Below are 26813 nucleotides of genomic sequence, written 5' to 3'. Positions count from 1 at the left end.
ATGAACGAACAAAAACCCGCTGCCCCCGTTTCGGAGGGCGGCGGGTTTTTGCGTATCCGGATGGACCTGTCCTACGACGGTGGACCGTTTAGCGGATGGGCGGTCCAGCCCGGGCTGCTGACAGTCCAGGGCGCGCTGGAGGAGGCACTGGCCCTCCTGGTGCGCAGGCCCGTGCGGGTCACGGTGGCCGGGCGCACGGACGCAGGTGTCCACGCCCGCGGACAGGTAGTTCACATCGACTTCACGTCCGCCGAGTGGCTGGGGTTGACCCGCGGTCACGACGTCGACCCCGCGGTTTCGCTGCGGCGTCGCCTTCGCGGTGCGTTGAGCCGCGTGCTCGGTGACCTGACCGGTGCCATCGAAGTGCACGACGCCGGGTTGGCGCCTTCCGGCTTCGATGCCCGTTTTTCTGCCTTGTGGCGCCGTTATAGTTACCGGGTTGCTGACGGAACCCAACGTTGGGATCCGGTGCTGAGAGGGATCACGTTGTGGCACAAGGCTCCGCTGGATGTTGACCTCATGAATTCCGGTGCGTCGCTGTTGCTGGGGTTGCAGGACTTTCGCTCCTACTGCAAGCCGCGCGAGGGAGCTACTACCATCCGCGAGCTGCAACAGTTCTCCTTCTCACGGGGTGCGGACGGCGTCATCGTTGCCACGGTGCAGGCCGATGCTTTCTGCCACAACATGGTGCGGTCCCTTGTGGGATCCACGTTGCGCGTGGGGGAGGGACTTGAGCCTCCGGCATGGCTGCACGAACGCCTTTTGGAGCGGGCGCGTGATCCGAAGTCCCTGCTCGCTGCGCCGCACCCGTTGGTTCTCGAAGAAGTCGCCTACCCCTCGGATGACGAGCTGCTTGCGCGGGCTGAGCTGACGCGGGCCCGACGGGAGTAGTTCCTTTGTTGCTGCTTTCTGGACCTGTGCGTTGGAGGACCCCCTCCCGGCTCTGGGTACCGGAAGGGGGCCATGGTGACCGCCCCTGGTCTGGGATCCGCGGACGGCCGGTCTATGGGAGGTGCCTCACAACCTCACATGAAGACTTGGACGATCTTGAGGACGGCGGGCCCCAGAAGAATGATGAAAAGTACCGGGAAGATGCAGAACAGCAGGGGAAAAAGCACTTTCACTGGCAGCTTCATGGCACGCTCTTCTGCGTTCTGTCGGCGCTTCACGCGTGCCTGCTTTGCTTGGGCACGCAGGACATTCGCGATGCCGATACCGTACTTATCAGCTTGTACGACAGCGAGGACGAAACTGCGGACGTCCGGGACCGTACAGCGCTCAGCCAGCGCGGCGTAGGCTTCGGGGCGCGGACGGCCAACTTGAATGTCTTGGAGTGTCCTCATGAGTTCATGTGCCAGAGGCCCGGCACCTTCGGTCGAGGCCCTTTCAATAGCTCCTTCAAAACCTAGACCTGCTTCTACAGAAATCAGCATCTGGTCCAAGGTGTTAGGGAACTCCAGTTGGATGGCCTCTTGCCTCTTGATCCCGGTGTTGTAAATCAGCAGATCCGGGATGAAATACAAGAACGCAGTGAGGAAGATTGTGAAGCAGATGCTGAGTGGCCCAGGTCCAGCGAAAATGAGGAGCAGGCCAAAAACAGCGCCACACACGGCCAAAACTGGTTTGAGGGCAATCAGTTTTGTCAGCGGCATGGACTTCGGGCGGCCGGCGAGGGCCAGCCATCGGTCCAGCTTGGCCTCGTAACTGCCTGGGGTCAGTTTCCGCGCCACACCGAGCAGCAGCGGTGGCCGCTGGATAGTAACGCCGGCACCTTGGGCAAAACCTGAACCCAGGTTGGTGTGTATGGCGACGATGCCTTTGCGGTCAATGGTGGCAAGGCTCCACATAAAATAGCTGAGCGGTAACACAATGACGGCGATGATCAGCCACGCAATGAATGACATGTCATTCTCCTAGAACTTGATCTTCACGGTGCGGCTCATCCAGAAGCCGCCAAGAACGAACAGGATGGCGCTGGCGACCAGCATCGCAATGCCCCAAACATTGGTCACAAAAATGGCCATGTACTTCGCATTCATGACGGTCAGAAGGAGGCCTACACCCACCGGTAGAGCCATGAGGATGTAGGCTGACATCTTGCCTTCGGCGCTGAGAGCCTTGACGTGCGCTTTGATCTCGCCGCGTTCGCGGATAGTCCCGGCGACTTGCTCAAGGACCTCCGCGAGGTCGCCACCGACCTCGCGGTTGATCTGGATGGCCTGGCCGATCCACCGGAAATCCTCGCTCTTCATACGCGCAGCGCAGTCCTCGATGGCTTGGCGCGGATCCTTGCCAACACGGACCTCATTGACAATCCGACTGAGTTCCTCCGAAGTGGGAGCTTGGGCTTCCTGTGCCGCCGCCTCCAAGGACCGCATGATGCTATGGCCGACCCGAAGGCCGCCGATCAACATCTGGATGGTGTCTGTTAGCTGGGCATCAAATCTTGTCCTGCGCCTGTCAGTCTTTAAGACGAGGACCAGCTTTGCCGCGAAGGGGGTGCAAAGGGCCAGCAGCAAGCCTAGGACCAGGTTGCCCAAGAAGGTGCCGAGAGCCCCCGACAGAACAGTGGCAATGACCACCAGCACGGTGAAGTCGGCGGGAGCCTGCTTCACTCCGGCCTTGTAGAGGACATCCCGGTTGAAGGGTCCACCAGAGCGGCCGATGGCAGTGTCGACGAGCTGCACGGCGGACTGGGACACCCTGCCTACCGCCGACTCGTCCTGCAGTGCCCCATTGCGCCGACGCGAAAGAGGAATTCTTCCATTGCGCGGCTTGAGGACCACCACGACCACCACAAACAGGGCGGCGACGCACATTCCCAGCGCGGCGTAAAACACGATGGGGGAGTCCACGGCTATCGCCTCCCCACGGGAGCGGCGGCGATTCCGAACACGGACGGCGAGACGTGGATGCCAAGTTCAGTAAAGCGGTCCAGGAATCGTGGCCTGATACCAGTTGGCAGAGCCCTGCCCAGGAACCGTCCTTGGGCGTCAAGCCCCGCCGAGTAGTCGAAGAGGAAGGCATCCTGGAGTGTGACCACGTCGCCTTCCATCCCCTGAACCTCGGTGACATGGGTGACCCGGCGTGTGCCGTCCCGCAAGCGCGTCACCTGCACAATCAGGTCTACGGCGGATGACACTTGTTCCCGGATGGCACGGAGGGGGAGGTCCATACCTGCCATGAGGACCAGCGTCTCGAGCCTTGCGATCGCGTCCCGGGGAGAATTGGCGTGGACTGTGGATAGCGAGCCATCATGGCCGGTGTTCATAGCCTGGAGCATGTCCAGGGATTCGCCGCCGCGGACCTCGCCGACGATGATGCGGTCAGGTCGCATACGCAGCGAATTCCGCACCAGGTCCCGGATAGTTACTGCACCCTTGCCTTCGATGTTGGGCGGACGGCTTTCCAAGCGCACCACGTGCTGTTGCTGGAGCTGGAGCTCCACCGCATCCTCGATGGTGACGATCCGGTCCGACTCCGGAATGAAGGAGGACAGGACGTTGAGAAGCGTCGTCTTGCCGGTACCGGTACCGCCGGACACGATAACGTTCAACCTTGCCAGCACGCAGGCACTGAGCAGTTCCGCCATCTCGTGGCTCATGGAGCCCCATTCGATCAGGTTTCTCACTGTAAGCGGCACCTGGCTGAACTTCCTGATGGTCAACGAAGGGCCATTGACTGCAAGGGGTGGGATAATCGCGTTAACACGCGAACCATCTTCCAAGCGGGCGTCCACGAGTGGCGAGGACTCGTCGATTCGTCGTCCCACTTTGGAAACGATTCGCTCGATGACCTTGCGTAGGTGGTCGTCGGAACTGAACTGCAGGTCAGTGAGAGCCAAGTGACCATGGCGTTCAACGTAGATCTGGTCAAACCGGTTAACCATGACTTCAGTTACTGACGGATCTTCCAGAAGCCGCTGGAGTGGCCCGTATCCCATGACCTCGTCCGAAATTTCGCGGATCAATCGCCGGCGTTCTTCCGGTGAAAGCGGTACCTGCTCGTCATCGATGAACGTGGAGAGTTCATCTACGGCGAAGGACCGGAGGTCTTCTTCCGAGGCCGAAGCGTCGCTGATCCGGGTGCCCATCCGTTCGAACAGTGCCGACGCTGCCCTTTGCTTCAACCCGGCCAAGGCGTCCACGACAGGGGCCGCGGGTGCCCCGCCCAGCATAGGCGCCGCAGGAGCCGGCATGACCAGGGCCGGAGCAGTTGGCTGTTCGCCTGCCGAAACGTTGTCGCGTTCGACAGAAGCCTGCACCGCTGCCAGCGGATTATTGTTTGACAACCTCTCTGACAACTTCACGAGACCACCACCCTTCTATGCAGTTTGTTCTGGGGCGCGGCGGCCAAACGTGGATCGAACCGCTCCACCAGTTTTTTGAGACCCTTGAATGCTGCGTCCCGCGTATTTCCTTGCAGGACGGGAACTCCCCGGTTGGTTGAGAAGGGAAGGTTCCGGGAGCGTGGGATAACTGTGTCGATCGGAACGCCGATGGTAGCCTCGACGTCCTGAACAGACAGCCCGCTCTTCCTGTCGGCGAAATTGAGAACCGTATGCCTGCCCTGCGGCAGAAGTTGCAGTTCCTTGAGGACACTGAAGGACTTGCGCAATCCGCGAATGCTGGGCACATCCATGCCGCACACCCACACCCCATCGGTAGCCAACTCCAACGTGGCAAGGCAATGTTCACCGAGCCCCGGAGCAGTGTCGACCACCACGTACTTAAACTCCGTTGCCAACTGGTTGATCAGCCTAGTGACATGTTCTGCGGTGATGTAGTCCGACTCTGAGGGCTTCCGTGGTGCGCATAGGGCGTAGATTCCGGCCGGATGGACGGTGAGGAACGCTTTGAGGACCATGGAGTCCTGCGCAGCGGGACCATGCACGGCTTCCGTGATGGAATGTTCGGGCTCCAGCAACAATCCGGAAGCCACGTCACCGAATTGCAGGTCAAGGTCAACGATGACGACTCCCATCGGCGCCACTGCGCCGAGCCCGACAGCCAGATTGGTAGCTACTGTCGTTTTCCCCACCCCGCCTTTGGGCGACATGACAGCGATGACCCTACCCCGGTCTTGACCGGATTCCGCCGCGGGTTGCATTCCGCGGCGTCTGCTGGCCGCTGCCAGGCAGGCACGCTCCAACAGCACTCGCAGCTCGTTGACCTCGATTTCAGGAGACACGATGTCGCGGATGCCGGCATGCATGGCCCGGAGAACGATATCCGGGTCAGTTACAGAGACAAGCAACAGGCTGATCTCCGGGTACTGGAGGTCAAAGACGGTGGCCAGTTTGAGGGCATCGTCCGGATTGACTCCTGGACCCAGGATCATCACTTCCGGCGGCGCACCTGTCAGCTGCTTGAAGACATCGTCGGTGCTCCCCTGCAAAACCTCGGGGGAGAGGGTTTGCAGGTCACCGTGCAAAGCTCCTGAGATGGCCTGGCGAACCCGCCCTTCGAAGTCACGGACAGCCGTGACGGCTACGAACCGGGTCATTTCAACACGCCTCCCAAGGTGGTGACGGGGGGTTCGCTCGTTGCCGTCTTATCAGTTTGCTTGGACAGGTAGAGTGTTCCGAACTCTGCTCCGAAGACCATCTTGGCCGCGTTGGCGTCACTGAGGGCCACGGTGACGTAGGCCGAACCATTGGGCAACGCAACGCTGCCGTCGCTATTGGCGGACTTCTTTTCGGTATCTGGTGCGGCCTGTTGGACGGCAGTCACCAGTACATCGTGGTAGAGCAACTTGGTGTACTGCTTCCAGCTCTTAACATCCGCTGGAAGGTCAACGCCAGCCGGCACCTCCCCGTCGAGTTTGAAAGATGCGAAGACTGTGATCTTGTCGCCCGCTTCCAGGCGTCCGCCCAGGATACGTTCCGGTGCCAGAATGAAGGTTTGCTCCTGCAAACCGTCAGGTACCGGAACCGTGCCGGGAGCCAAATCCTTGGGGCTGACCAGCTTGACACCCAGCAATTGTTCGCCAGGTTGGAGGTCAACGGAGGTGACTTTCCCGTTCTGGTCGCCCAAGGCATTGATGGTGCCCGGAGCGACGGCAGTCTGAGGAAGTGTTTCGGTCTTGACTTTGGAACCTAGGTCCTCGGCCTTGGTACCGGCCGGGATGCGTTCCTTGGCTACGAGAACGGTGACGGGATCGAGCCCTTGCTGCGCCCGCTTGTCGGCTCCCTGAACGTAGGTGACCAACAAGACGGTGCCTATGACTGCTAATAGCAGTGCCGCAATGCCTCCCAGTAGGCGTGCTTTCACTTTTTACTCCTTTGAATTTGTGTTGCGAAATTGAGTAGCGTTGCTACTCCGTGAGATAGACGACAGAGGCACCGTAATTTGTAGTACCGCCTGTCGGCTGCATACCCTCGTCGAGACTTACGAATCGGGTGAAGTACCCCTGAAGCCCACGGCAGTTTCCATTGCAACTGGGAGCAAGAGGGTCCACAACGGCCCCAGAGCCGCTGAACTTATAACCGGTCACCTGGAATGCAGCGAAGCCGATCAGGGTGTATTTCGCATTGCTTCCGTTTCCGGTAGCTGAGTTGAATAGTGGTATCAGAGCAGGCTCGCTCATGATGTTTGCCAGTGCTGCGTTGCAACCTGCTGCATTAGGAAAGTGGTTTCCTGGCTGTCCGTTGACAGTCGCGTTTAGGGAGATTTCCGTGGAACAGCCTGCGTCGGTGACCAGCCATCCGAACCCTCCTGGCTGATAACCGTTTTGGGCTGCGCATCCGGGCACTGTAGGCGTGTTTTCGTCATAGCGCAGAAGAAGGTGTGTGGGTATCGGATCACCCGTGAAATTACCGGTGGAGTTCAGCGATGCCAATTGCGTCGGCGACAGGTACTTCTTGAAGACGCACTCGCTGACAGTCCACGGAAGAGTGCTCGCTTTGGAAGGAGCCCCCCACCGTGCCTCCGCGACGGCGTTCACGGGAGTCGTGTCAAAGCCGAGGATTCGGGCAAAGTAAAGGGAGAAGCTGTCCTGGCCGGCTGTATCCCTAGCGTTCGTAGCTACGCGGACTGTGGAGCTTGCCGGGAAAGTAACGCTTGCCCCCGACGCGTTGTCGTTGGCATTGCTGTTGGCAAACTGGTTGCCCGTGGCTGAACTATCGCCGCAACTGCCGTTGGCGCAGTCTGTGGCGATCGCAAGAGCTGCCGCGTCTGCCCCGTTCTGCAGTTGGGCCTTCTCGGCATACAGCGCGCCAACGTCAACAGCCAGGGCTGCGAAGCCAAGAAGCACCACCATCATTCCGGCCACCAGGATGGCGGCGGCGCCACGTTCGTTGGGTTCATCTGCAGGGCGGCGAAGGCGCCGCGTTAGTAGCCTCTTTAGCCGCCGCATCGCATGACTCCTACGCCTTGCATGTTGAGTGGGAAGATGCCCGGAGCCCCAAAAAAGCCAGCGTCGAGGAACCCGGACATTGAAGGCAGAGAGACGTTGGTTGTCACGGTCACATTGGAGCCGGGAGCACAACCGGCGGCATTATCAGTGACGGTGACCCCCAGCCCGCTGAGCGAGGGAGCTGCCGCCAGAGCTTTGCCGGAGACGTTCAGGCCACCTTCTTGGTAATGGACGGCCGCGTAGCGGGCACCCTCTCGAGCTGCCTCCGTCAGCGACACCTGGACGTTCAGTGCACGCCCAAATTCAATAACGCCTATCAAGATCAGCAGTAGTACAGGCAAGAGGAGTGCCATTTCCACGGCTACTGCGCCGCGCTCGTTCTTTTTCGGTTTCATGACCGTCTCCCAGACCCAGAATGACGAGAAGGTTTGTGCTTTAAAGAAAACGGTTGGCTGCGGCGGCGACGGGTGTCGCCATCGCAGCCAACCGCTCCTTCGACCTAAAGCGCGGCCGCGACGTCGAGGAAGAGCTGGTTGATGGCGGGACCAAGGATCAGGAGGCCGGCGACCACCACAATGGCAATCAGGGAGACCATGAGGCCGTACTCAACCATCGTGGCGCCCTTCTCTTCCTTGGTGAGGCGGGTCTTGACGCCGGCGATGAACGAGGTGACGGAGAGCATAAGAGCAGACATTGGAAAATCCTTCCCAGATAATGATTTGTGAAATGATGGGTTTCAGTTATAGGTCCGCAAATTATGTGAATTTGCTACGTCCTCCGAACTACCCCCGTATTTCCTTTAGCGGTCCGGAATTCGATGTCTCAAGAATTCCCCAGGGGCATGGCAAGGAACAATGCGTAGTCGTACTCGATTTATTGGCGCGCCAATATGCGCTCACACGTAGGGTCCCGGGGGAGTACTCAGTTTTGGCACGGAAACAGCCATGGGACTACTTGGAAAGCTCAGGAGGCTTAGGTTTATCCGGGCAAAAAGGCGGCCGCTGCGGACCCCGAAGAGAAGAGCTAAGGACGTACTACTGGAGCACCAGCACGACGCCCAGGGCAGCTGCAACCATAGCGGGGCCGTGGGCCGTTTCGGCCGGTTTTTCCGCGGATCTCAGCCGTAACATCAGCACCGTGAGCACCCCGCCCACCACGAACCCCAGTAGTCCGCCGAAGAGTACTTGCTTCCAACCCAAGTACCCCAAGTACAGTCCAAGCGGAGCTGCGAGCTTCACATCGCCCATTCCGAGGCTGCGCGGCGAAATAATTCCCAAAATCAGGTAGCCGGCGAACAAAACCAGCCCTCCGAGGAGGGCTCTGAGCAGCTCCGGCCACCCCGGTGAGAGCGCGGAAGAGACCCCCAGGAGTACCAAGCCGCCCCCCAGAAGACTCAGAACAAGGCCGTTCGGCAGTAAATGGAGGGCAAAATCAATTCGGGAAAGCTGCACTCCAAGAAGGGCCAATAAAAGAAAGGCCGGCAGCTCCGGGGAAATACCAAAACGCCACCCCAGCAAGCCGAACAGCAGCGCGGTGACTGCCGCCGTCGTGATCCGTACCCTTAGAGAGGGAAGCCCGCCGAGCCGGGGGAGCGACCGGGCGATGAGCAGCTCACTCAAGGGACTCAACAGCAGGCCGCCCAGGGCGAGCAGGAGCGGCAGGGTAAGTCCGTCGGTCATGAGCCCTCCTTAAAGGCAGCCGGCCCCAAGGCGCGGTCACCCCATTTTGACCCGGACATACCGTTGAAGGTATTGTTTATAGTCGTTGTGCGTGTCCTATCTCGATGACACATGCCCACTTGGGGATCCAGTTGCAGGGTCAGTAACCCGGGTGGCATTTCGAGACTTTGGGATGACTGGTCTATAGAGCCCTCACCTCTGCTCCGGTAACGCATACAGAGTAGGTGCACGTCTTATTGCGTGTCCCAAAACATGAACGCCAGAACAAGAACGAGGCAAAACCGTGCGTACGTACACCCCGAAGCCCGGCGATATCAACCGCCAGTGGCACGTCATTGACGCCACCGATGTTGTCCTTGGTCGTCTTGCCAGCCAGACCGCAACACTGCTGCGCGGAAAGCACAAGCCGACCTTTGCGTCCCACATGGACATGGGCGACTTCGTCATCATCATCAACGCTGAAAAGGTCGCCCTCACCGGCGCCAAGCTGGAGCAGAAGCGCGCATACCGCCACTCCGGTTACCCGGGCGGCCTGACCTCCGTCAACTACGCAGAACTGCTGGAGAAGAACCCGGTTCGCGCTGTTGAGAAGGCCATCAAGGGCATGCTCCCCAAGAACTCCCTTGCAGCCCAGCAGCTGGGCAAGCTCAAGGTCTACGCAGGCCCGGAGCACCCGCACGCTGCACAGCAGCCGAAGACTTTCGAAATCACCCAGGTCGCCCAGTAGTCCTGGCCACCAAACAACTTTTTATTCAAGGAGAACCGTGGCTCAGAACGAAGAACTGACCGCCGAAGCCGTCGAGGCTGAGGAAAACCTCACCAGCTACACCTCTGAAAGCGCACCCGCCGAGGACGCGCCCAAGAAGGAGCGCCCCGCACTGACCGTTGCCGGTGCAGCTGTTGGCCGTCGCAAGGAAGCCGTTGCACGCGTTCGCGTTGTTCCGGGTTCCGGCAAGTGGACCATCAACGGCCGCGAGCTGGCCAACTACTTCCCGAACAAGCTGCACCAGCAGGATGTCAACGAACCGTTCCGCGTTCTTGACCTCGAAGGTGCTTACGACGTCATCGCCCGTATCCACGGCGGTGGCCCCTCCGGCCAGGCTGGCGCACTGCGTCTCGGCATTGCTCGTTCCTTGAACGAGATCGACGTCGAGAACAACCGCCCCACCCTCAAGAAGGCTGGCTTCCTCACTCGTGACGCCCGCGTCATCGAGCGTAAGAAGGCCGGTCTCAAGAAGGCACGTAAGGCTCAGCAGTACTCCAAGCGCTAAATTGCGTTTCGCCCCCTCGCGGGGCACGGAAGCCCGTTTCCACTATTTGGTGGGGCGGGCTTCCGTCGTTTAACGTGCGGAAACCGCGGCGGGCGTGACGCTCCCGTACGCGCCGTGAACGGGTGCCGGGCCGCCGTCGTCTAAACTTGACCCGATGTCTAGATTATTTGGAACAGATGGCGTGCGCGGTCTCGCGAACGGATTGCTTACCGCGGAGCTGGCTATGCAGCTCGCCCAGGCCGCCGCCGTCGTACTCGGCCATGACCGCACAACCGACGGTAAGCGGCCGCGCGCCGTCGTCGCCAGGGACCCCCGGGCCAGCGGTGAATTCCTCGCCGCGGCCGTCGAAGCCGGGCTTTCGAGCTCCGGCGTGGACGTCTACGACGCCGGTGTGCTGCCCACTCCCGCCGCCGCTTACTTGGTGGCAGACCTCGACGCCGACTTCGGCGTGATGCTGTCGGCCTCCCACAACCCGGCGCCGGACAACGGCATTAAGTTCTTTGCCCGGGGCGGACAGAAGCTCCCCGACGAGGTGGAAGATGCCATCGAGGCGCAGCTCGGCAAGGAGCCGCAGCGCCCCGTGGGTGGCGACGTTGGCCGCATCCAGCGTTTCTCCGACGCCGAAGACCGCTACATCGTCCATCTCCTCCGCACTCTGCCCAAGCGTTTGGACGGCCTCAAAGTAGTCCTGGACTGCGCGCACGGTGCGGCCAGCGGTTGCTCGCCGCAGGTATTCAAGGACGCAGGTGCCGATGTGGTTGTCATCGGCGCCGAGCCTGACGGCCTCAACATCAACGACGGCGTCGGCTCCACGCACCTTGGCCCGCTCAAGGAAGCGGTGGTTCAGCACGGTGCGGACCTCGGAATCGCCCACGACGGCGACGCCGACCGTTGCCTTGCCGTGGACCACGCCGGTAACGAGGTGGATGGCGACCAGATCATGGCCATCCTGGCGTTGGCCCTGAACAAGGCCGGCAAGCTCAAGGACAACATCCTGGTTGCCACCGTGATGAGCAACCTTGGACTGAAGATCGCCCTTCGCGACGCCGGCATCACCATCCGTGAAACCGCCGTTGGAGACCGCTACGTCCTCGAGGAGATGCGCGACGGCGGCTACAACCTGGGCGGCGAACAGTCCGGCCACGTGATCTTCTCCGACTACGCCACCACGGGCGACGGTGTCCTGACCGGTCTCCAGCTGGCTGCCCAAGTGGCGCTCACCGGACGCAGCCTGCAGGAACTCGCTACCGCGATGACCAAGCTTCCGCAGCTCATGATCAACGTCAAGGGCGTGGACAAGGCCCGCGCCGGAACCGATGAGGGCGTGGCAGCTGCCGTTGCCGCCGCTACTGAGGAACTCGGCGAGACTGGCCGTGTATTGCTCCGTCCTTCCGGCACGGAAGCGCTGGTGCGCGTCATGGTTGAAGCTGCGGACATGGAAACCGCTGAGCGCATCTGCACCGGCCTGGCTGCCGTGGTCAAGGAACGTTTGGCAGTGTCTACCGAGCTGGCTGTCTGAGGCTCTGACTTTACGAAAGCGGCCCGCCCTCGGAAAGGGGAGCGGGCCGCGTTCGTTAAAGCGGGAGCAGCCCGCCGCTGGATCTCACAGGTAGTCCGGCGCGGCCTCCAGGCCAAAGTACTCCTCCAAGGTGGCAATGCCGCCCGTGGCCATGGCCGTGGCTGCCTCCACGCCGATGTACCTCAGGTGCCATGACTCGTAGAAGTAGCCGGTGATCTCGTGGAACATCCACGGATAGCGGACCACGAAGCCGAACTTGTATGCGTTCGCTTTGGCCCATACTGCGGCAGGCTGTTCCGCGAAACATGGCTGGAAGCTGCATGCTCCACCGCCGTCGGAGATGTCGAAGGACCAGCCGGTTTGGTGTTCGGAGAAGCCCGGCCTGGCCGACGCACGGTCCGCAGCTGCCTGGCCGCTGCCGGCGACGTAGCCGTTGTAGGTGGCCACTTGGGTGGAATAGGACCGGTAGCCGGAGGCCAAGGCCATGATGACGCCCTCCGCTGCCGCCGCGCCGAACATCTTTTCTGCGGCAGCCGCCGTCGTACTGTTCAGCAGGCTCGCTTCGCCGCTGACGGCGAGCCGCACGGCGGGCTGAACCAGATCGGCGGGCACGTAGTTTTGCGGGTTCAGGGGCCGGTGCTTGTTGACCACCACCCAGGGGCTGGCGGGGTCGGTGAGTGAGTACTGCGTAGCGGCAGCGCCCGACGGCGACGGACTGGATGCAGCTGACGTTGGAGTGCTGGTGGCCGCTGCCGCAGGAGTCACTTCCGGAGCGGGGGTAGTGGCGGCTGCTGAGGGAGTGCCGGTTGGCGCGTCAGCCGCAGCGGGGGAGGGCGTGGACGTCTCAGGGGTGCAGGCGGAGAGGGCGATGAGACCGGCGCCGGCGGTCAACAGCCCCGTGAATGCCCGCCTGCTGGGCTGCCCTGTGCTTCCCACGGGCGTCATACCTTCCGCAGAAGCATGCGCCGGATGGAGTGGTCCGCATCCTTGGTGAGCACCAGCTGGGCGCGCCCCCGGGTGGGGAGGACGTTCTCTTCGAGGTTGGGTTCGTTGATCCGCTTCCAGATGCCACGGGCGGTTGACTCGGCGTCCTCGTCAGACAGGGTGGCGTAGCGGTGGAAGTAGGACTCCGGCTGGGCGAAGGCCGTGGTGCGGAGCTTGCGGAACCGGTCTACGTACCATTCCTCGATGTAGGAGGTCTTGGCGTCGACGTAGATGGAGAAATCGAAGAAGTCGCTCAGGGCCAGGCCCTGCTTCCCGTCGATGCGGGGGCGTGCGGGCGCCAACACGTTGAGGCCTTCCACAATCAGGACGTCGGGCCGGCGGACCACCACTTCCTTGCCCGGCACGATGTCGTAGGTGACGTGCGAGTACCAAGGCGCCCGCACTTCCTCGGCGCCGCCCTTGACGGCGGACACGAAGCGTAACAGCGCACGCCGGTCATAGGACTCGGGGAACCCTTTCCGCTCGAGCAGATGGCGCCGCTTCAGCTCGGCCAAGGGATAGAGGAATCCATCGGTGGTGATGAGTTCCACATTCGGGGTCCCGGGCCAGCGGCGGAGCATCTCGCGGAGCACACGGGCGATGGTGGACTTGCCCACCGCGACGGATCCGGCCACGCCGATCACGAAGGGCGTGCGCAGTGTTTGTTCGCCAAGGAAGGTAGTGGTGGCTGCGTGCAGCTGGTGCGAGGCCTCCACGTAGAGGTGCAGGAGGCGGGAAAGCGGGAGATACACCTCCCGTACTTCCTTCATATCAAGGGGGTCGCCGAGGCCGCGGAGGCGGAAGATGTCCTCTTCGTTGAGGGGCTGCTCCATCTGGGCCGCAAGCCGGGACCAGGTCTGCCGGTCCAGCTCAACAAAGGGAGAAGCGCCGTCGCCATTTGCTTCGGTGCGTTGCAAAGTCACGCTCTCGATTCTGCCCTCCGCAGGGCTGATCAGGAAATGCGCGACGGGCAGCGATGGCCGGAGTCGTGATCCGTGTCTCACCAGTCAGGCGAGGAGAGGGGATGTCCCACGTCAGTTGTTTGACTGAGCCGGTAGGCTTGACCTCATGTGTGGAATCGTAGGCTATGTTGGCAATTCGTCTCGTAAGGCAGCTGAGCACAGCGCCCTTGACGTCGTTGTGGAGGGGCTGCGTCGTCTTGAGTACCGCGGCTACGACTCCGCTGGCGTCGCAGTAGTGGCTGACGGGACCATCTCGTCCCGGAAAAAGTCCGGAAAGCTGAGCAACCTGGTCAGCGAACTTGAAGCAAACCCGGTCCCGGAATCCCTGACCGGCATTGGCCACACCCGTTGGGCCACCCACGGCGGACCCACCGACCGTAACGCCCACCCCCATCTCTCCGACGGTGGCCGCCTGGCGTTGATCCACAACGGCATCATCGAAAACTTCGCCGAACTCAAGCAGGAACTCCTCGCCAAGGGCGTCACCTTCGAATCCGAAACGGACACCGAAGTTGCTGCCGCCCTGCTGGGCGATATCTTCCGTTCCGCGAATGGCGACGGCGGTGACCTCACCGCCGCGATGCGCCTGGCATGCCAGCGCCTCGAAGGAGCCTTCACGCTTCTGGCCGTTCACGCCGACCAGCCCGACGTCGTCGTTGCTGCCCGCCGTAACTCCCCGCTCGTGGTGGGCCTCGGCGACGGTGAGAACTTCCTCGGTTCGGATGTCTCCGGCTTCATCGACTACACCCGCCGTGCAGTCGAACTCGGCCAGGACCAGATCGTCACCATCACCGCCGACTCCGTGGAGATCACCGACTTCTTCGGCGCTCCGGCCGAGGGCAAGGAATACCACGTTGACTGGGATCCTGCTTCCGCGGAAAAGGGCGGCTTCAACTCCTTCATGGAGAAGGAAATCCACGATCAGCCCGACGCCGTAGGCCAGACCCTGCTGGGCCGTTCGGACCTGAACGGCAAGCTGACCCTGGATGAACTCCGTATCGATCCCGAGCTGCTCAAGCAGGTCAACAAGATCATCGTCCTCGCCTGCGGTACTGCTGCATACGCCGGCCTCGTGGCCAAGTACGCAATCGAGAACTGGTGCCGGATCCCCACCGAGGTTGAGCTCGCCCACGAGTTCCGTTACCGCGATCCGATCGTGGACGCCAACACCCTGGTGGTCTCCATCAGCCAGTCCGGTGAGACCATGGACACCCTCATGGCCGTCCGCTACGCCCGCGAACAGGGCGCCAAGACGATCTCCATCTGCAACACCAACGGATCAACCATCCCGCGTGAATCCGACGCCGTGCTGTACACGCACGCCGGCCCGGAAATCGCCGTGGCTTCCACCAAGGCGTTCCTGGCTCAGATCACCGCCGCCTACCTCCTTGGCCTCTACCTGGCGCAGTTGCGTGGCAACATCTTCAGCGGCCAGATCAAGGATGTCCTGGCGGACCTCGGCAAGATTCCTGCCAAGATCCAGCAGATCCTGGACGGCTCCGGCCCGTTGCGCGAACTTGCCCGCAGCATGAAGGACGAGAAGTCCGTGCTGTTCCTCGGCCGTCACGTCGGCTACCCGGTGGCATTGGAAGGCGCCTTGAAGCTCAAGGAAATCGCCTACATCCACGCCGAAGGCTTTGCCGCCGGTGAACTCAAGCACGGTCCGATCGCCCTGATCGACGACGGCCAGCCCGTCTTCGTCGTGGTGCCGTCCCCGCGTGGCCGCGATTCCCTGCACTCCAAGGTGGTCAGCAACATCCAGGAAGTCCGTGCACGTGGTGCCCGCACCCTGGTTATTGCCGAGGAAGGCGACGAGTCGGTCAAGGACTACGCAGAGCACGTGTTCTACGTACCGGAGACCCCCACGCTGCTCATGCCGCTGCTCACCACGGTTCCGCTGCAGATCTTCGCAGCAGAGCTTGCAGGAGCGAAGGGCTACGACGTCGACCAGCCGCGTAACCTCGCCAAGAGCGTGACCGTAGAATAACCGCATGATTGTTGGCATTGGCGTAGACGTCGTAGACATCGAGCGGTTCGGACGGCAGCTGGAGCGGACACCGGGACTAAGGGACCGTTTGTTCGTGCCCGCGGAGAGGGAACTCAACACGCGTTCCCTGGCTGCCCGGTTTGCCGCGAAGGAAGCGGTGGCAAAGGTCCTGGGCGCTCCTGCAGGTATGAACTGGCAGGACTGCTGGATCGGCCTTGATGAGAACGGCCCCACCGTGCAGGTGAAGGGAACGGTTCTGGCCGTTGCCGAAGCCAAGGGCGTCAAGCGCTGGCACCTGTCCATGAGCCACGACGGCGGCATCGCCACGGCCACGGTCCTGGCCGAGGGCTAGGGCAGGCACAACAGAACAATGATCAGCGCCTTCACCGGACAACAGATCAGGAACGCGGAACAACCGCTCCTGGACTCCGGTGAGGGCGCTGTTCTCATGCAGCGGGCAGCCTATGGCCTGGCGCAGGAAGTTGTCCGCGAAGTCCGGAAAAGGCGCAAGCTCACCGGTGCCAGCGTTACCGTGCTGGCCGGCAAGGGAAACAACGGTGGCGACGGCCTGTTCGCTGCCTCCATGCTGGCGCGCCGGGGAATGCGAACGACGGCGGTACTCGCCGCGGACGCGGCCCATCCGGAAGGGCTGGCTGCGTTTGAAGCTGCGGGTGGCCGGGTGCTCCACCTGGAATCCGGCGACCCCGAAGAGCTGGCCGTCGTGGCTGCCGGAAGCGACGTCGTCATCGATGCCCTGCTCGGGACAGGTGCCCGGGGTGGGCTGCGCGGTGCCGCTGCGGAGTTGGTTGCCTGCCTGCAGGAGCTCGGTCCCGCGTGCGTGGTGGCCTGTGATGTTCCCAGCGGCGTTGACGCCAACTCGGGCGAAGTGCACTGGCCGGTCCTGGAGGCCGATGTCACGGTCACATTCGGTGGTATCAAGGCCGGACTGCTGGCCGATCCCGGCGAAGGCTGTGCGGGCCGCGTGGTGCTGGTGGACATCGGCATCGAGCACCTGTTGGCCGCACCGGAACTGCGCCGGCTGACCGCCAAGGACGCAGCGCTCTTGCTGCCCCGGCCTACCCGCCGCTCCCAGAAGTACTCCAGGGGAGTGCTGGGTGTGGTGGCCGGTTCGGAGCGATACGTGGGGGCGGCCGAATTGTGCGTGCATGCGGCCGCCGTCTCCGGTGTGGGCATGGTCCGTTACCAAGGGCCGGAGGCTGCTGCCCGCCAAGTCCTGGCCCGTACCCCGGAATCGCTGTGGGAAAGCGATGAACCCGGCCGCGTGCAAGCGTGGCTGATCGGACCCGGCGTGGACGGGAATGAGCAACAGGACCGCGCCCGCAAGGCGTTTCGGTCCGCCTTGGACGCCGGGCTGCCGGTGGTGGTCGACGCCGGCGCCCTGAGCCTCCTCCCGGAGCGTTGTCCTGCGAACTGGATTCTTACCCCGCATGCCGGTGAGCTCGCTACCCTGCTTGGCTCCTTGCATGCGGCCGGGGAGGTGGCTGTGACCCGTGAGGACGTCGAGTCCAGGCCGCTCCATTTTGTCCGCCTGGCTGCCCAACAAACCGGGGCCACAGTGCTCCTGAAGGGTGCCTCCACACTGGTGGCGTCGCCGTCGGGCGTTGTTTTCAGCCAGTCCGAGGGGACGCCTTGGATGGCCACCGCGGGAAGCGGGGACGTCCTGGCGGGGGTGCTGGGATCGTTGATGGCCCAGTCCGCTGAGGCACTGACGGACGACGATGGCGCTTACGCAGCCTTGGGGCTGGCAGTGGAGGACCGCTGGGCTGCTGTGGCGGCAGTTGCGGCTACCGTTCATGGCCGTGCCGGCACCGCAGCGTCGCGGGTTTTTGACGGGGGGCCCCTTACTGCCTCGGCGATCATGGGGGCTGTACCCCACGTTCTGGGTTCGCTCAGCGCGGAATGCGACTCGAGAAAACGGTAAGGTTACTGTCTTGTCGTAGGTCATGAGTAGGCTTGCAGCAGTTGTTCGCATCATCCAAGAGGAGAACGCATGGAAGTCTGGCCTGGATCGGCTTATCCGCTCGGCGCCACGTTTGACGGCACGGGCACCAACTTTGCTTTGTTCAGCGAAAGGGCTGAGCGGGTGGAACTATGCCTCTTCGATGACGACGGCGTGGAAGAGCGCGTCGAAGTCACGGAAGTGGACGGCTATGTGTGGCACTGCTACCTTCCGCAGGCACAGCCAGGGCAGAAGTACGGCTACCGGGTGCACGGTCCTTATGATCCCGATGCAGGATTGCGGTTCAACCCGAACAAGCTCCTGCTGGACCCGTATGCCAAGGCAGTCCACCGGCAGATTGACTGGGACCCGGCGTTGTTCTCCTACAACCTTGGAGACCCTGATTCCCGCAATGACGACGATTCCGCTCCCCACATGATGCTGGGCGTGGTCATTAACCCGTTCTTCGACTGGGACGGAGACAAGCTTCCGCGCATCCCGTACCACAAGTCGGTCATCTACGAAGCCCACGTCAAGGGCCTCACCCAGCTGCATCCCGAGGTACCCGAAGAGCAGCGCGGTACCTATGCCGGCGTCGCCCATCCGGCAGTCATTTCCCACCTGCAGAAGCTCGGGATCACAGCCATCGAGCTGATGCCGGTGCACCAGTTCGTGAATGACGGCATCCTGCAGGACAAGGGCCTGAACAACTACTGGGGCTACAACACCATTGGCTTCTTCGCCCCGCACAACAGCTACAGCTCCAAGGGCGATACCGGCCAGCAGGTCCAGGACTTCAAAGCGATGGTCCGTGCCCTGCACACCGCAGGCATTGAGGTCATCCTCGACGTCGTGTACAACCACACGGCCGAAGGCAACCACCTGGGGCCCACGCTGTCCTTCAAGGGCATCGACAACTCGGCCTACTACCGCCTGGTGGAGGACGACCAGAAGTACTACATGGACTACACCGGTACAGGGAACTCCCTGAATGTCCGGCACCCGCACTCGCTCCAGCTGCTCATGGACTCCCTGCGCTACTGGGTCACGGAGATGCACGTCGACGGTTTCCGTTTTGACCTCGCCTCCACGCTTGCCCGCGAGTTCTATGACGTGGACAAGCTCTCCACGTTCTTCGAACTCATTCAGCAGGACCCGGTAGTGTCCCAGGTCAAGCTCATCGCGGAGCCGTGGGACGTTGGCCCGGGTGGCTACCAGGTGGGCAACTTCCCGCCACAGTGGACGGAATGGAACGGCAAGTACCGGGACACCGTCCGCGACTTCTGGCGGGGCGAGCCGTCCACCCTGGGTGAATTTGCCTCGCGCCTCACAGGCTCGGCCGACCTGTACGAGCACTCCGGCCGCCGGCCCTATGCCTCCATCAACTTTGTCACCGCCCATGACGGCTTCACCTTGATGGACCTCGTTTCCTACAACGAGAAGCACAATGACGCCAATGGTGAGGACAACAACGACGGCGAATCCCACAACCGCTCCTGGAACTGTGGCGTCGAAGGACCCACGGATGATCCCACGGTGCTCGGCTTGCGTGCCCGCCAGCAACGGAACTTCATTGCTTCCCTGTTCCTGTCCCAGGGTGTCCCCATGCTCCTGCACGGCGACGAACTTGGCCGCACCCAGCAGGGCAACAACAACGGTTACTGCCAGGACTCCGAGGTCACGTGGATCAACTGGGAAAACGTCGACCAACCGCTGATCGAGTTCACCGCTGCAGTCAGCGCCCTCCGCGCCAAGCACCCGAGCCTCCGGCGGAGCCGCTTCTTTGACGGACGCCCGGCGATCCGTGGCGAGGGCGAACGCCTTCCGGACATCGTGTGGCTGGATAAGGACGGCAGCACCATGGCTCCCGAAGACTGGGACGCCGCCTTGGGCCGGTCCGTGGGAGTCTTCCTGAACGGCGACGGCATCCGCGGCCAGGACAACCAGGGCCGACGGATCACCGACGTCAACTTCCTGCTGTACTTCAACGCGGACGTGGATGAGGTGGGCTTCAGGATCCCGTCCGAAGAATACGCCCCCGCCTGGGACGTCATGATCGACACCGGCGCTGAAGGCGCCGTGGCCGACGTCGTCAAGCCGGAGCAGATCCTCATGGTCGCCGGAAAGTCGCTCGTGGTCCTCCGCGCCCACACCGCGCCCGAGGTCGAGCCGGACCACTCCGTGGCTGCTTCGCTGGCGGCACTGACCCAGACCAGCACGCCTGAGACCGCTTCGATCACGGCGCCGGCGGTGTCGTCCTTGGCTCTGGATTACAAGGATGACGACGCCGGCAGCGAGGCTACCGACGCCGAAGCTACCGAAGCTACCGAAGCTCCGGAGGCGGAAGAGGACGCAGAAGGGGACAAGGCATGAGGACGCCGGTCTCCACGTACAGGCTCCAGATCCGCCCAAGCTTCACGCTTCAGGACGCGGCCAAGCTGACCGGCTACCTGCACAACCTTGGTATCGACTGGGTGTACGTCTCGCCGATCCTCACGGCGGAGGAGGGCTCGGACCACGGTTATGACGTGACCGATCCCTCCACCGTGGATCCCTCACGTGGGGGACCGGAGGGTTTGGCTGCCTTGTCCAAGGCCGCCCGTGAGCAGGGGCTCGGTGTCCTGGCGGACATCGTGCCCAACCACATGGGTGTCGCAACACCGGGACAGAACCCCTGGTGGTGGGACCTGCTCAAGGAAGGCCGTAAGTCCAAGTACGCCGAGGCTTTCGACGTCGACTGGGACTTCGGCGGCGGCAAGATCCGTATCCCGGTGCTGGGCAGCGATGACGATGTTGACCAGCTCAAACTGGCCGACGGTGAACTCCATTATTACGATCACCGCTTCCCGCTCGCCGAGGGCAGCTTCAACGACGGCGATACCCCGCAGGAAGTCCATTCCCGCCAGCACTATGAACTGGTGGGCTGGCGTCGTGCGGATGCCGAACTGAACTACCGTCGCTTCTTCGCCGTCAACTCCCTGGCCGGCGTTCGAGTGGAGGTCCCCTGGGTCTTTGACGAGTCCCATGAGGAAATTGTGCGGTGGTTCCGCGAGGGCCTGGTGGACGGTCTGCGGATCGACCACCCCGACGGCTTGGCGGATCCCGAGGGCTACCTGGTCCGGCTTCGCGAAGCTACCGGTGGGGCCTACTTGCTGATCGAGAAGATCCTGGAACCAGGGGAGAAGCTCCCGGAGACGTTCCAATGCGAGGGAACTACGGGCTACGACGCCTTGGCGGACGTGGACCGCCTGTTCGTGGATCCGGCTGCGGAGGAGTACTTGAACTCCCTGGATGCCCGCCTGCGCGATGAAGCCGAACCCGCGGATTACCACGTGATGATCCACGGCACCAAGAGGCGGATCGCGGACGGCATCCTGCGTTCGGAGATCCTTCGCTTGTCCCGGTTGGTTCCCGAATCCAGCGCCTTGCCCCGCTTGGACGTCGCTGACGCCCTGGCTGAGATCATTTGCTGGTTCCCCATCTACCGCTCCTACCTTCCGTACGGGCGGGAGGTCCTTGAGGAAGCCATCGCCAACGCGGCCTCCCACCGCCCCGAGTTGAGGTCGGTCCTTGAGGGACTCCAGCCCCTTCTGCTGGATACCTCGGGAGAACTGGCGCGCCGCTTCCAGCAGACATCCGGCATGGTGATGGCCAAGGGAGTGGAGGACACTGCGTTCTTCCGCTACACCCGTCTGGGCACCCTGACGGAGGTCGGAGCGGACCCGACGGAGTTCGCCATTGCTCCGGAGGAGTTCCACGAACGCATGGTGCGCCGCCAAGCCGAGCTTCCTTTGTCCATGACCACCCTCAGCACCCACGACACCAAGCGCAGCGAGGATGCAAGGGCCCGAATCACGGTTATCGCGGAATCGGTCCCGGAGTGGGAGCTGTTCCTGGGCACCGTGCAGGAACTGGCTCCCATTCCGGACGGCCCCCTCGCCGCGCTCATCTGGCAGGCCATCGCCGGAGCATGGCCTGCGGACCGCGGAAGGCTGCAGTCCTACGCGCTGAAAGCCGCCCGGGAGGCCGGCAATTCCACTAACTGGACCGATCCGGACCAGGAGTTTGAGCGGCACTTGGCTGCCGCCGTCGACGCCGTCTTTGACGTCCCTGAGGTGGAAGCTGCGCTGGAGAACTTCGTCGCCGAGCTGGAACCGTACGGTACTTCGAACTCGTTGTCGGCCAAGATTGTCCAGCTGACGATGCCGGGTGTGCCGGACGTTTACCAGGGCACGGAATTCCGGGACGGATCACTCACCGACCCGGACAACCGGCGCCCGGTGGACTTCGACGCCCGGATCAGTGCGCTCGCCGAGCTCGACGCAGGCGCCCAACCTGAGTACACGGAGGAAGCCGCAAAGCTGTTGGTGGTCTCCCGGGCGCTGAGGCTGCGCCGGGACCGTCCGGAACTGTTCGGCGGTTACCGTCCGGTGCCTGTCCAAGGTTCGGCTGCTGCCCACGCAGTGGCGTTCGACCGTGGAGACGCGAAGCCCGGCGCCCTCACGGTTGCCACGCGCTTGCCCAAGCGCCTGGCCCGCGACGGTGGTTGGCGGGGCACGTCCATCGACCTGCCTGGCAGCTACAAGGACGAGCTCACCGGCTCTACCTACCAGGCCGGCTCCGTTGAGTTGGGCACACTGCTGGACCAGTACCCCGTGGCGCTGCTGGTACCGGTCGACTGAGTCTGCAACGCTCCGCTGTCCACGCCTGGGCGCTGCTCACGCGTGGACAGCGTGTTTGAACTGAACCAAGTGTTGAACGAATAACAGGGGGCATGATGCTGGAACACGCAGCCGGGAAAGACCTTTTTGATGTTTGGGCGCCGAACGCGGATTCGGTGAAGCTGCTCGCGGACGGACGCGAGTACGCCATGGAGCAAAACCACGACGGCGGTGCGCGCGGTTGGTGGCGTGCCCCCGAGGGTGTCCCCACGGCTGACAACACCGCCTACGGTTACCTGGTGGACGGCGAGGGCCCTTTTCCGGACCCGCGCTCCAGGAGGCAGCCGGACGGCGTCCATGGGCTGTCGGCGACCTTTGATGCCTCCGGCCACCAGTGGAAGGACCAGGACTGGAAAGGGCGGAAACTCCAGGGGGCTGTGATCTACGAACTGCACCTTGGGACATTCACGCCCGAAGGGACGCTGGAAGCTGCTGCCGGAAAGTTGGACTACCTGGTGGACCTGGGTGTCGACTTCATCGAGCTGTTGCCCGTCAACGCGTTCAACGGTGTCCATAACTGGGGCTACGACGGCGTCCTCTGGTACGCCGTCCACGAGGCATACGGTGGACCTGCCGCTTACCAGCAGTTCGTAGACGCAGCCCATCAGGCCGGGCTCGGAGTCATCCAGGACGTGGTCTACAACCACCTCGGCCCCAGCGGCAACTACCTGCCCAAGTTCGGGCCGTACCTGAAGTCCGGTGAGGGGAACACCTGGGGTGACTCAGTCAACCTCGACGGTCCCGGCTCGGACGATGTCCGCCGGTACATCCTGGAGAACGCCGCCATGTGGCTGCGTGACTATCACGTGGATGGACTGAGGCTGGACGCCGTTCACGCCCTGAAGGATGAACGGGCCGTGCACATCCTTGAAGAGTTCGGGGCGCTGGGTGACAAGGTCGAATCCGAAACAGGGATTCCCCGGACCATGATCGCTGAATCGGACCTCAACAATCCGCGCCTCATCTATCCGCGCAGCGTCAACGGGTACGGCTTGGAAGGCCAGTGGAGCGACGACTTCCACCACGCCCTCCACGTCAACCTCAGCGGGGAAACCACCGGCTACTATTCGGACTTCGATTCCCTCGCCGTCCTTGCGAAGGTACTGGAACACGGATTCCTGCACGACGGCAGCTACTCCAGCTTCCGGGAACGCCACCATGGGCGGCCCATCCGGCAGGACCTGGCCCACCCTTCAGCCCTGGTGGTCTGCTTGCAGAACCACGACCAAATCGGGAACCGCGCCACGGGGGACCGCCTCACATCGTCCCTCTCCGACGGGAAGCTGGCGATCGGAGCGGTGGTCACCATGACCTCACCCTTCACCCCGATGCTTTTCATGGGCGAAGAGTTTGCCGCATCCACGCCATGGCAGTTCTTCACCTCCCACCCCGAACCGGATCTCGGCAAGGCGACGGCCGAAGGAAGGATCAAGGAATTCGAACGGATGGGTTGGGACCCGGACGTGGTACCCGATCCCCAGGACCCGGAAACCTTCCAACGTTCCAAACTGAAATGGGAGGAAGCCGGCCAGGGCAACCATGCGCGGCTCCTGCAGCTCTACCGGGATTTGGCACGGCTGCGCCGTGAAACTCCGGAACTGACCGACGGAGGTTTTGCCGAGACCACCGTGGAATACGACGACGACGAGCACTGGCTGCAGTTCTCCCGCGGCAAGGTACGCGTCGTCTACAACTTCGGCAGCGAAGCTCTGGAGACTGCGCTCGAAGGTACCCTGCTCTTGGCAACCGAACCCGAAGCGGTGATCGCCGACGGTTCGTTGACCCTCCCGGGTGAGAGCGCCGCCGTCGTACGCGTCAACTAAGCCGAGTGGCCCAGGCAGGTGACGGCGCCCACATTCCGGACGGCGCCGTCACTGTCCGGCCTCCGGTGGCAGGATGGTACGTATGACTTATTCGGCTGCGGAGAACCGTTACGAAACCATGCCCTACCGCCGCGTTGGACGGAGTGGATTGAAGCTTCCGGCCATCTCGCTGGGCTTGTGGCACAACTTCGGTGACGACAAACGTTTTGACGAGCAGCGCGCCATCCTGCGCCGCGCCTTCGATCTGGGCGTTAACCACTTCGACCTCGCCAACAACTACGGACCGCCGGACGGTTCCGCGGAGACCAACTTCGGTCGGCACCTCAAAGAGGACTTCAAACCGTACCGGGACGAACTGGTCATCTCCACCAAGGCCGGTTACTACATGTGGCCCGGGCCCTATGGTGAATGGGGATCCCGGAAGTACCTGATCTCCAGCCTGGACCAATCCCTGCAGCGCATGGGCTTGGAATACGTGGACATCTTCTACAGCCACCGCCCGGACCCGGAGACGCCCCTTGAAGAAACCATGGGCGCCCTCGATTACGCCGTTCGCTCCGGCAAGGCGCTGTACGCAGGCATCTCCTCCTACACGCCGGAGCAGACCCTTGAGGCGGCCCGCATCCTGAAGGAACTTGGCACACCCTTGCTGATTCACCAGCCCAGCTATTCCATGCTGAACCGCTGGACCGAGGACGGCTCGCCGAACCTCTACGAAGCACTGGACCAGGTGGGCGCCGGTTCCATCGCCTTCTCACCCTTGGCGCAAGGCATGCTGACCAACCGCTACCTCAACGGAGTGCCTGCAGATTCCCGGGCGGCGAAGGAGCGCTTCCTTTCCGAGTCGTCGCTGACCGAGGAACGGCTGGACAGGGTGCGGGGCCTGAACGCCATCGCCGAAGGCCGCGATCAGACGCTTGCCCAGATGGCCATTGCCTGGATCCTCCGCGATCAGCCGAAGGGTTCACCGGTGACCTCCGCACTTGTCGGTGCGTCCAGCGTTGCGCAACTCGAGGACACCCTGAGCGCCATCAACAACCTTGGGTTCACTGACGACGAGCTCACCGCAATCGATGAGTTCGCCGTCGAATCGGACATCAACCGCTGGGCCCAAAAGTAACCTGACTCCCGCGTTGCTCTCTCACATCCCGTCGCGTTTGGGGTGTTGCTCTTTCACTTCCCGTCGCGATTGCGGTGTTGCTCTGCCAGATCCCGTCGTGTTTGGGGGACGACGTTCGTCGCTGACATATTGCGAGGGGGGCTGCCGGGAACAAAAAGGGCTCCTCGGGTGTTGGTTACAATGCAAAGTGGGCGCCGAGCGGCGCCGTGCCTGTAAGCCGCCCTCCGGGCTCAGTCGGATGGTGCTTGGCACCTGAGGTTTCCCCAAAGGAGTTCCGTGTCTTCACATCCGATTCGTGTTGCCATTGTCGGCGTAGGTAACTGCGCCGCATCGCTGGTCCAGGGTGTCCAGTACTACCGCGACGCCGACCCCAAAGCAACGATTCCGGGTCTGATGCACGTTGAGTTCGGTCCGTACCACGTCAACGATGTCCAGTTCGTCGCCGCTTTCGACGTCGACAGCAAGAAGGTCGGGCTGGACCTCGCCGATGCCATCGGTGCGAGCGAAAACAACACCATCAAGATCGCCGATGTCCCGGCTACGGGCGTCAAGGTCCAGCGCGGCCACACGCTCGACGGCCTTGGCCGCTACTACCGCGAAACCATCGTGGAGGCACCCGAAGAAGCTGTCGACGTCGTCGCTGCCCTTCGCGAAGCCAAAGCGGATGTCATGGTCTGCTACCTGCCCGTCGGTTCGGACCAGGCTGCCAAGTTCTACGCCCAGTGCGCCATCGACGCCGGTGTTGCCTTCGTGAACGCCCTGCCCGTCTTCATTGCCGGTACCAAGGAGTGGGCTGACAAGTTCACCGAGGCCGGTATTCCGATTGTTGGCGACGACATCAAGAGCCAGATCGGTGCCACTATCACGCACCGCGTCATGGCCAAGCTGTTCGAAGACCGTGGCGTTACCCTGGACCGCACGTACCAGCTGAACGTCGGCGGCAACATGGACTTCAAGAACATGCTCGAGCGTGACCGCCTTGAATCCAAGAAGATCTCCAAGACGCAGGCCGTCACCTCGAACGTTGAAGCTGAGCTGCATGCGGACGACGTCCACATCGGCCCGTCGGACTACGTCGCGTGGCTTGATGACCGCAAATGGGCTTTTGTCCGCCTTGAGGGCCGCAACTTCGGTGACGCGCCCGTTTCCCTTGAATACAAGCTCGAGGTGTGGGATTCCCCGAACTCCGCAGGCGTCATCATCGACGCCATTCGTGCCGCCAAGATCGGTTTGGACCGCGGCATCGGCGGCCCGCTGCTCTCCGCGTCGAGCTACTTCATGAAGTCCCCGCCGGAGCAGTTCAACGACGACGTCGCACGCGAGAAGGTGGAAGCCTTCATCCGCGGCGACATCGAACGCTAAACAGCAAAACCCCGGTTCTTCTGACGCCCCCGCACTGTGTGCGGGGGCGTCATTTGTTTCCGCGTGTTC

General features: G+C 62.5%; 23 protein-coding genes. 12 read left to right on the top strand and 11 right to left on the bottom strand.

What is annotated here, in order from left to right:
• A complete protein-coding gene (locus RI444_RS15850; RefSeq protein ID WP_207605707.1) occupies positions 1–891 on the top strand; it encodes a tRNA pseudouridine synthase A in 891 nt (296 codons plus the stop codon).
• A gap of 134 nt (positions 892–1025) precedes the next feature.
• Here the strand turns inward: RI444_RS15850 and RI444_RS15845 are convergent, their stop codons facing one another.
• The 9 genes from RI444_RS15845 to RI444_RS15805 all read right to left on the bottom strand — a co-directional run bounded on the left by RI444_RS15845 (position 1026) and on the right by RI444_RS15805 (position 9035).
• Positions 1026–1904 carry a type II secretion system F family protein gene (locus RI444_RS15845; protein ID WP_069695773.1) on the bottom strand — a complete coding sequence of 293 codons (879 nt, stop codon included), beginning with the start codon at positions 1902–1904 and terminating at the stop codon, positions 1026–1028.
• A 9-nt stretch (positions 1905–1913) separates the two neighbouring features.
• Positions 1914–2855 (bottom strand): type II secretion system F family protein, encoded by a 942-nt coding sequence (locus RI444_RS15840; RefSeq protein ID WP_083261945.1) that lies wholly within the window; start codon positions 2853–2855, stop codon positions 1914–1916.
• A gap of 2 nt (positions 2856–2857) precedes the next feature.
• The gene (locus tag RI444_RS15835; RefSeq protein ID WP_083261964.1) at positions 2858–4198 is read right to left on the bottom strand and encodes a CpaF family protein; all 1341 of its coding nucleotides are present in this window, start codon (positions 4196–4198) and stop codon (positions 2858–2860) included.
• A gap of 107 nt (positions 4199–4305) precedes the next feature.
• Positions 4306–5505, bottom strand: coding sequence for a CpaE family protein (locus RI444_RS15830; protein ID WP_069695771.1), 1200 nt, complete (start codon positions 5503–5505; stop codon positions 4306–4308).
• On the bottom strand, positions 5502–6272 hold the full coding sequence (locus RI444_RS15825) for a Flp pilus assembly protein CpaB (protein ID WP_069695770.1): 771 nt from the start codon (positions 6270–6272) through the stop codon (positions 5502–5504). The genes RI444_RS15830 and RI444_RS15825 overlap by 4 nt, the downstream gene beginning before the upstream one ends.
• Positions 6273–6315: 43 nt before the next feature.
• Positions 6316–7263, bottom strand: coding sequence for a pilus assembly protein TadG-related protein (locus tag RI444_RS15820; protein ID WP_242703226.1), 948 nt, complete (start codon positions 7261–7263; stop codon positions 6316–6318).
• Between the two features lie 80 nt (positions 7264–7343).
• Positions 7344–7751 carry a TadE/TadG family type IV pilus assembly protein gene (locus tag RI444_RS15815; RefSeq protein WP_207605709.1) on the bottom strand — a complete coding sequence of 136 codons (408 nt, stop codon included), beginning with the start codon at positions 7749–7751 and terminating at the stop codon, positions 7344–7346.
• A gap of 104 nt (positions 7752–7855) precedes the next feature.
• Entirely contained in the window at positions 7856–8050 is a 195-nt protein-coding gene (locus RI444_RS15810) for a Flp family type IVb pilin (RefSeq protein ID WP_069695767.1), read from the bottom strand.
• Between the two features lie 340 nt (positions 8051–8390).
• The gene (locus RI444_RS15805; RefSeq protein ID WP_062097458.1) at positions 8391–9035 is read right to left on the bottom strand and encodes a prepilin peptidase; all 645 of its coding nucleotides are present in this window, start codon (positions 9033–9035) and stop codon (positions 8391–8393) included.
• A 283-nt stretch (positions 9036–9318) separates the two neighbouring features.
• Here RI444_RS15805 and rplM point away from each other — a divergent pair, with 283 nt between their 5' ends.
• The 3 genes from rplM (at position 9319) to glmM (ending at position 11825) form a co-directional block, all read left to right on the top strand.
• Entirely contained in the window at positions 9319–9762 is a 444-nt protein-coding gene (rplM, locus tag RI444_RS15800) for a 50S ribosomal protein L13 (RefSeq protein ID WP_021472448.1), read from the top strand.
• A gap of 37 nt (positions 9763–9799) precedes the next feature.
• Positions 9800–10306, top strand: coding sequence for a 30S ribosomal protein S9 (gene rpsI, locus RI444_RS15795; protein ID WP_021472449.1), 507 nt, complete (start codon positions 9800–9802; stop codon positions 10304–10306).
• A gap of 154 nt (positions 10307–10460) precedes the next feature.
• Complete coding sequence (gene glmM, locus RI444_RS15790; RefSeq protein ID WP_062097457.1) at positions 10461–11825, top strand: phosphoglucosamine mutase; 1365 nt, start codon at positions 10461–10463, stop codon at positions 11823–11825.
• An 84-nt stretch (positions 11826–11909) separates the two neighbouring features.
• Here the strand turns inward: glmM and RI444_RS15785 are convergent, their stop codons facing one another.
• A complete protein-coding gene (locus RI444_RS15785; RefSeq protein WP_207605710.1) occupies positions 11910–12770 on the bottom strand; it encodes a D-alanyl-D-alanine carboxypeptidase family protein in 861 nt (286 codons plus the stop codon).
• Entirely contained in the window at positions 12767–13732 is a 966-nt protein-coding gene (coaA, locus tag RI444_RS15780) for a type I pantothenate kinase (RefSeq protein ID WP_021472452.1), read from the bottom strand. The genes RI444_RS15785 and coaA overlap by 4 nt, the downstream gene beginning before the upstream one ends.
• Before the next feature lie 145 nt (positions 13733–13877).
• On the opposite strand from coaA, the gene glmS reads away from it, so the two are divergent.
• From glmS to RI444_RS15740, 8 genes are all read left to right on the top strand, one after another.
• Positions 13878–15758, top strand: coding sequence for a glutamine--fructose-6-phosphate transaminase (isomerizing) (gene glmS / locus RI444_RS15775; RefSeq protein WP_062097453.1), 1881 nt, complete (start codon positions 13878–13880; stop codon positions 15756–15758).
• A 4-nt stretch (positions 15759–15762) separates the two neighbouring features.
• Entirely contained in the window at positions 15763–16110 is a 348-nt protein-coding gene (locus tag RI444_RS15770; protein ID WP_011775548.1) for a holo-ACP synthase, read from the top strand.
• Positions 16111–16128: 18 nt separating this feature from the next.
• Positions 16129–17700, top strand: a complete 1572-nt coding sequence (locus tag RI444_RS15765; protein WP_207605711.1) for an NAD(P)H-hydrate dehydratase — start codon at positions 16129–16131, stop codon at positions 17698–17700.
• Between the two features lie 69 nt (positions 17701–17769).
• Entirely contained in the window at positions 17770–20091 is a 2322-nt protein-coding gene (gene glgX / locus RI444_RS15760) for a glycogen debranching protein GlgX (RefSeq protein WP_207605712.1), read from the top strand.
• Positions 20088–22400: a malto-oligosyltrehalose synthase gene (gene treY, locus RI444_RS15755; protein WP_207605713.1), complete on the top strand. Its 2313-nt coding sequence runs from the start codon at positions 20088–20090 to the stop codon at positions 22398–22400. Before glgX ends, treY begins: the two co-directional genes overlap by 4 nt.
• A 95-nt stretch (positions 22401–22495) precedes the next feature.
• On the top strand, positions 22496–24262 hold the full coding sequence (treZ, locus tag RI444_RS15750; protein WP_207605875.1) for a malto-oligosyltrehalose trehalohydrolase: 1767 nt from the start codon (positions 22496–22498) through the stop codon (positions 24260–24262).
• Positions 24263–24344: 82 nt separating this feature from the next.
• Positions 24345–25382, top strand: coding sequence for an L-glyceraldehyde 3-phosphate reductase (gene mgrA / locus RI444_RS15745; RefSeq protein WP_207605714.1), 1038 nt, complete (start codon positions 24345–24347; stop codon positions 25380–25382).
• Positions 25383–25658: 276 nt separating this feature from the next.
• Positions 25659–26744, top strand: a complete 1086-nt coding sequence (locus RI444_RS15740) for an inositol-3-phosphate synthase (RefSeq protein WP_021472459.1) — start codon at positions 25659–25661, stop codon at positions 26742–26744.
• Positions 26745–26813: the final 69 nt, after the last annotated feature.

This window comes from Paenarthrobacter sp. AT5, assembly GCF_032764245.1.
Lineage (GTDB): Bacteria > Actinomycetota > Actinomycetes > Actinomycetales > Micrococcaceae > Arthrobacter > Arthrobacter ureafaciens.
The sequence above is the reverse complement of the archived record's forward strand: the minus strand, read 5'-3'. Positions and strand labels throughout refer to the sequence as shown.

What these genes read in the sequence shown, in the direction of transcription:
- RI444_RS15850 (WP_207605707.1), top strand. Translation starts at nt 1, where the DNA reads ATGAACGAACAAAAACCCGCTGCCCCCGTTTCGGAGGGCGGCGGGTTT.
- RI444_RS15845 (WP_069695773.1), bottom strand. Translation starts at nt 1,904, where the DNA reads ATGTCATTCATTGCGTGGCTGATCATCGCCGTCATTGTGTTACCGCTC.
- RI444_RS15835 (WP_083261964.1), bottom strand. Translation starts at nt 4,198, where the DNA reads ATGCCGGCTCCTGCGGCGCCTATGCTGGGCGGGGCACCCGCGGCCCCT.
- RI444_RS15830 (WP_069695771.1), bottom strand. Translation starts at nt 5,505, where the DNA reads ATGACCCGGTTCGTAGCCGTCACGGCTGTCCGTGACTTCGAAGGGCGG.
- RI444_RS15820 (WP_242703226.1), bottom strand. Translation starts at nt 7,263, where the DNA reads ATGATGGTGGTGCTTCTTGGCTTCGCAGCCCTGGCTGTTGACGTTGGC.
- RI444_RS15815 (WP_207605709.1), bottom strand. Translation starts at nt 7,751, where the DNA reads ATGAAACCGAAAAAGAACGAGCGCGGCGCAGTAGCCGTGGAAATGGCA.
- RI444_RS15810 (WP_069695767.1), bottom strand. Translation starts at nt 8,050, where the DNA reads ATGTCTGCTCTTATGCTCTCCGTCACCTCGTTCATCGCCGGCGTCAAG.
- RI444_RS15805 (WP_062097458.1), bottom strand. Translation starts at nt 9,035, where the DNA reads ATGACCGACGGACTTACCCTGCCGCTCCTGCTCGCCCTGGGCGGCCTG.
- glmM (WP_062097457.1), top strand. Translation starts at nt 10,461, where the DNA reads ATGTCTAGATTATTTGGAACAGATGGCGTGCGCGGTCTCGCGAACGGA.
- RI444_RS15785 (WP_207605710.1), bottom strand. Translation starts at nt 12,770, where the DNA reads ATGACGCCCGTGGGAAGCACAGGGCAGCCCAGCAGGCGGGCATTCACG.
- glmS (WP_062097453.1), top strand. Translation starts at nt 13,878, where the DNA reads ATGTGTGGAATCGTAGGCTATGTTGGCAATTCGTCTCGTAAGGCAGCT.
- RI444_RS15770 (WP_011775548.1), top strand. Translation starts at nt 15,763, where the DNA reads ATGATTGTTGGCATTGGCGTAGACGTCGTAGACATCGAGCGGTTCGGA.
- RI444_RS15765 (WP_207605711.1), top strand. Translation starts at nt 16,129, where the DNA reads ATGATCAGCGCCTTCACCGGACAACAGATCAGGAACGCGGAACAACCG.
- glgX (WP_207605712.1), top strand. Translation starts at nt 17,770, where the DNA reads ATGGAAGTCTGGCCTGGATCGGCTTATCCGCTCGGCGCCACGTTTGAC.
- treY (WP_207605713.1), top strand. Translation starts at nt 20,088, where the DNA reads ATGAGGACGCCGGTCTCCACGTACAGGCTCCAGATCCGCCCAAGCTTC.
- treZ (WP_207605875.1), top strand. Translation starts at nt 22,496, where the DNA reads ATGCTGGAACACGCAGCCGGGAAAGACCTTTTTGATGTTTGGGCGCCG.
- mgrA (WP_207605714.1), top strand. Translation starts at nt 24,345, where the DNA reads ATGACTTATTCGGCTGCGGAGAACCGTTACGAAACCATGCCCTACCGC.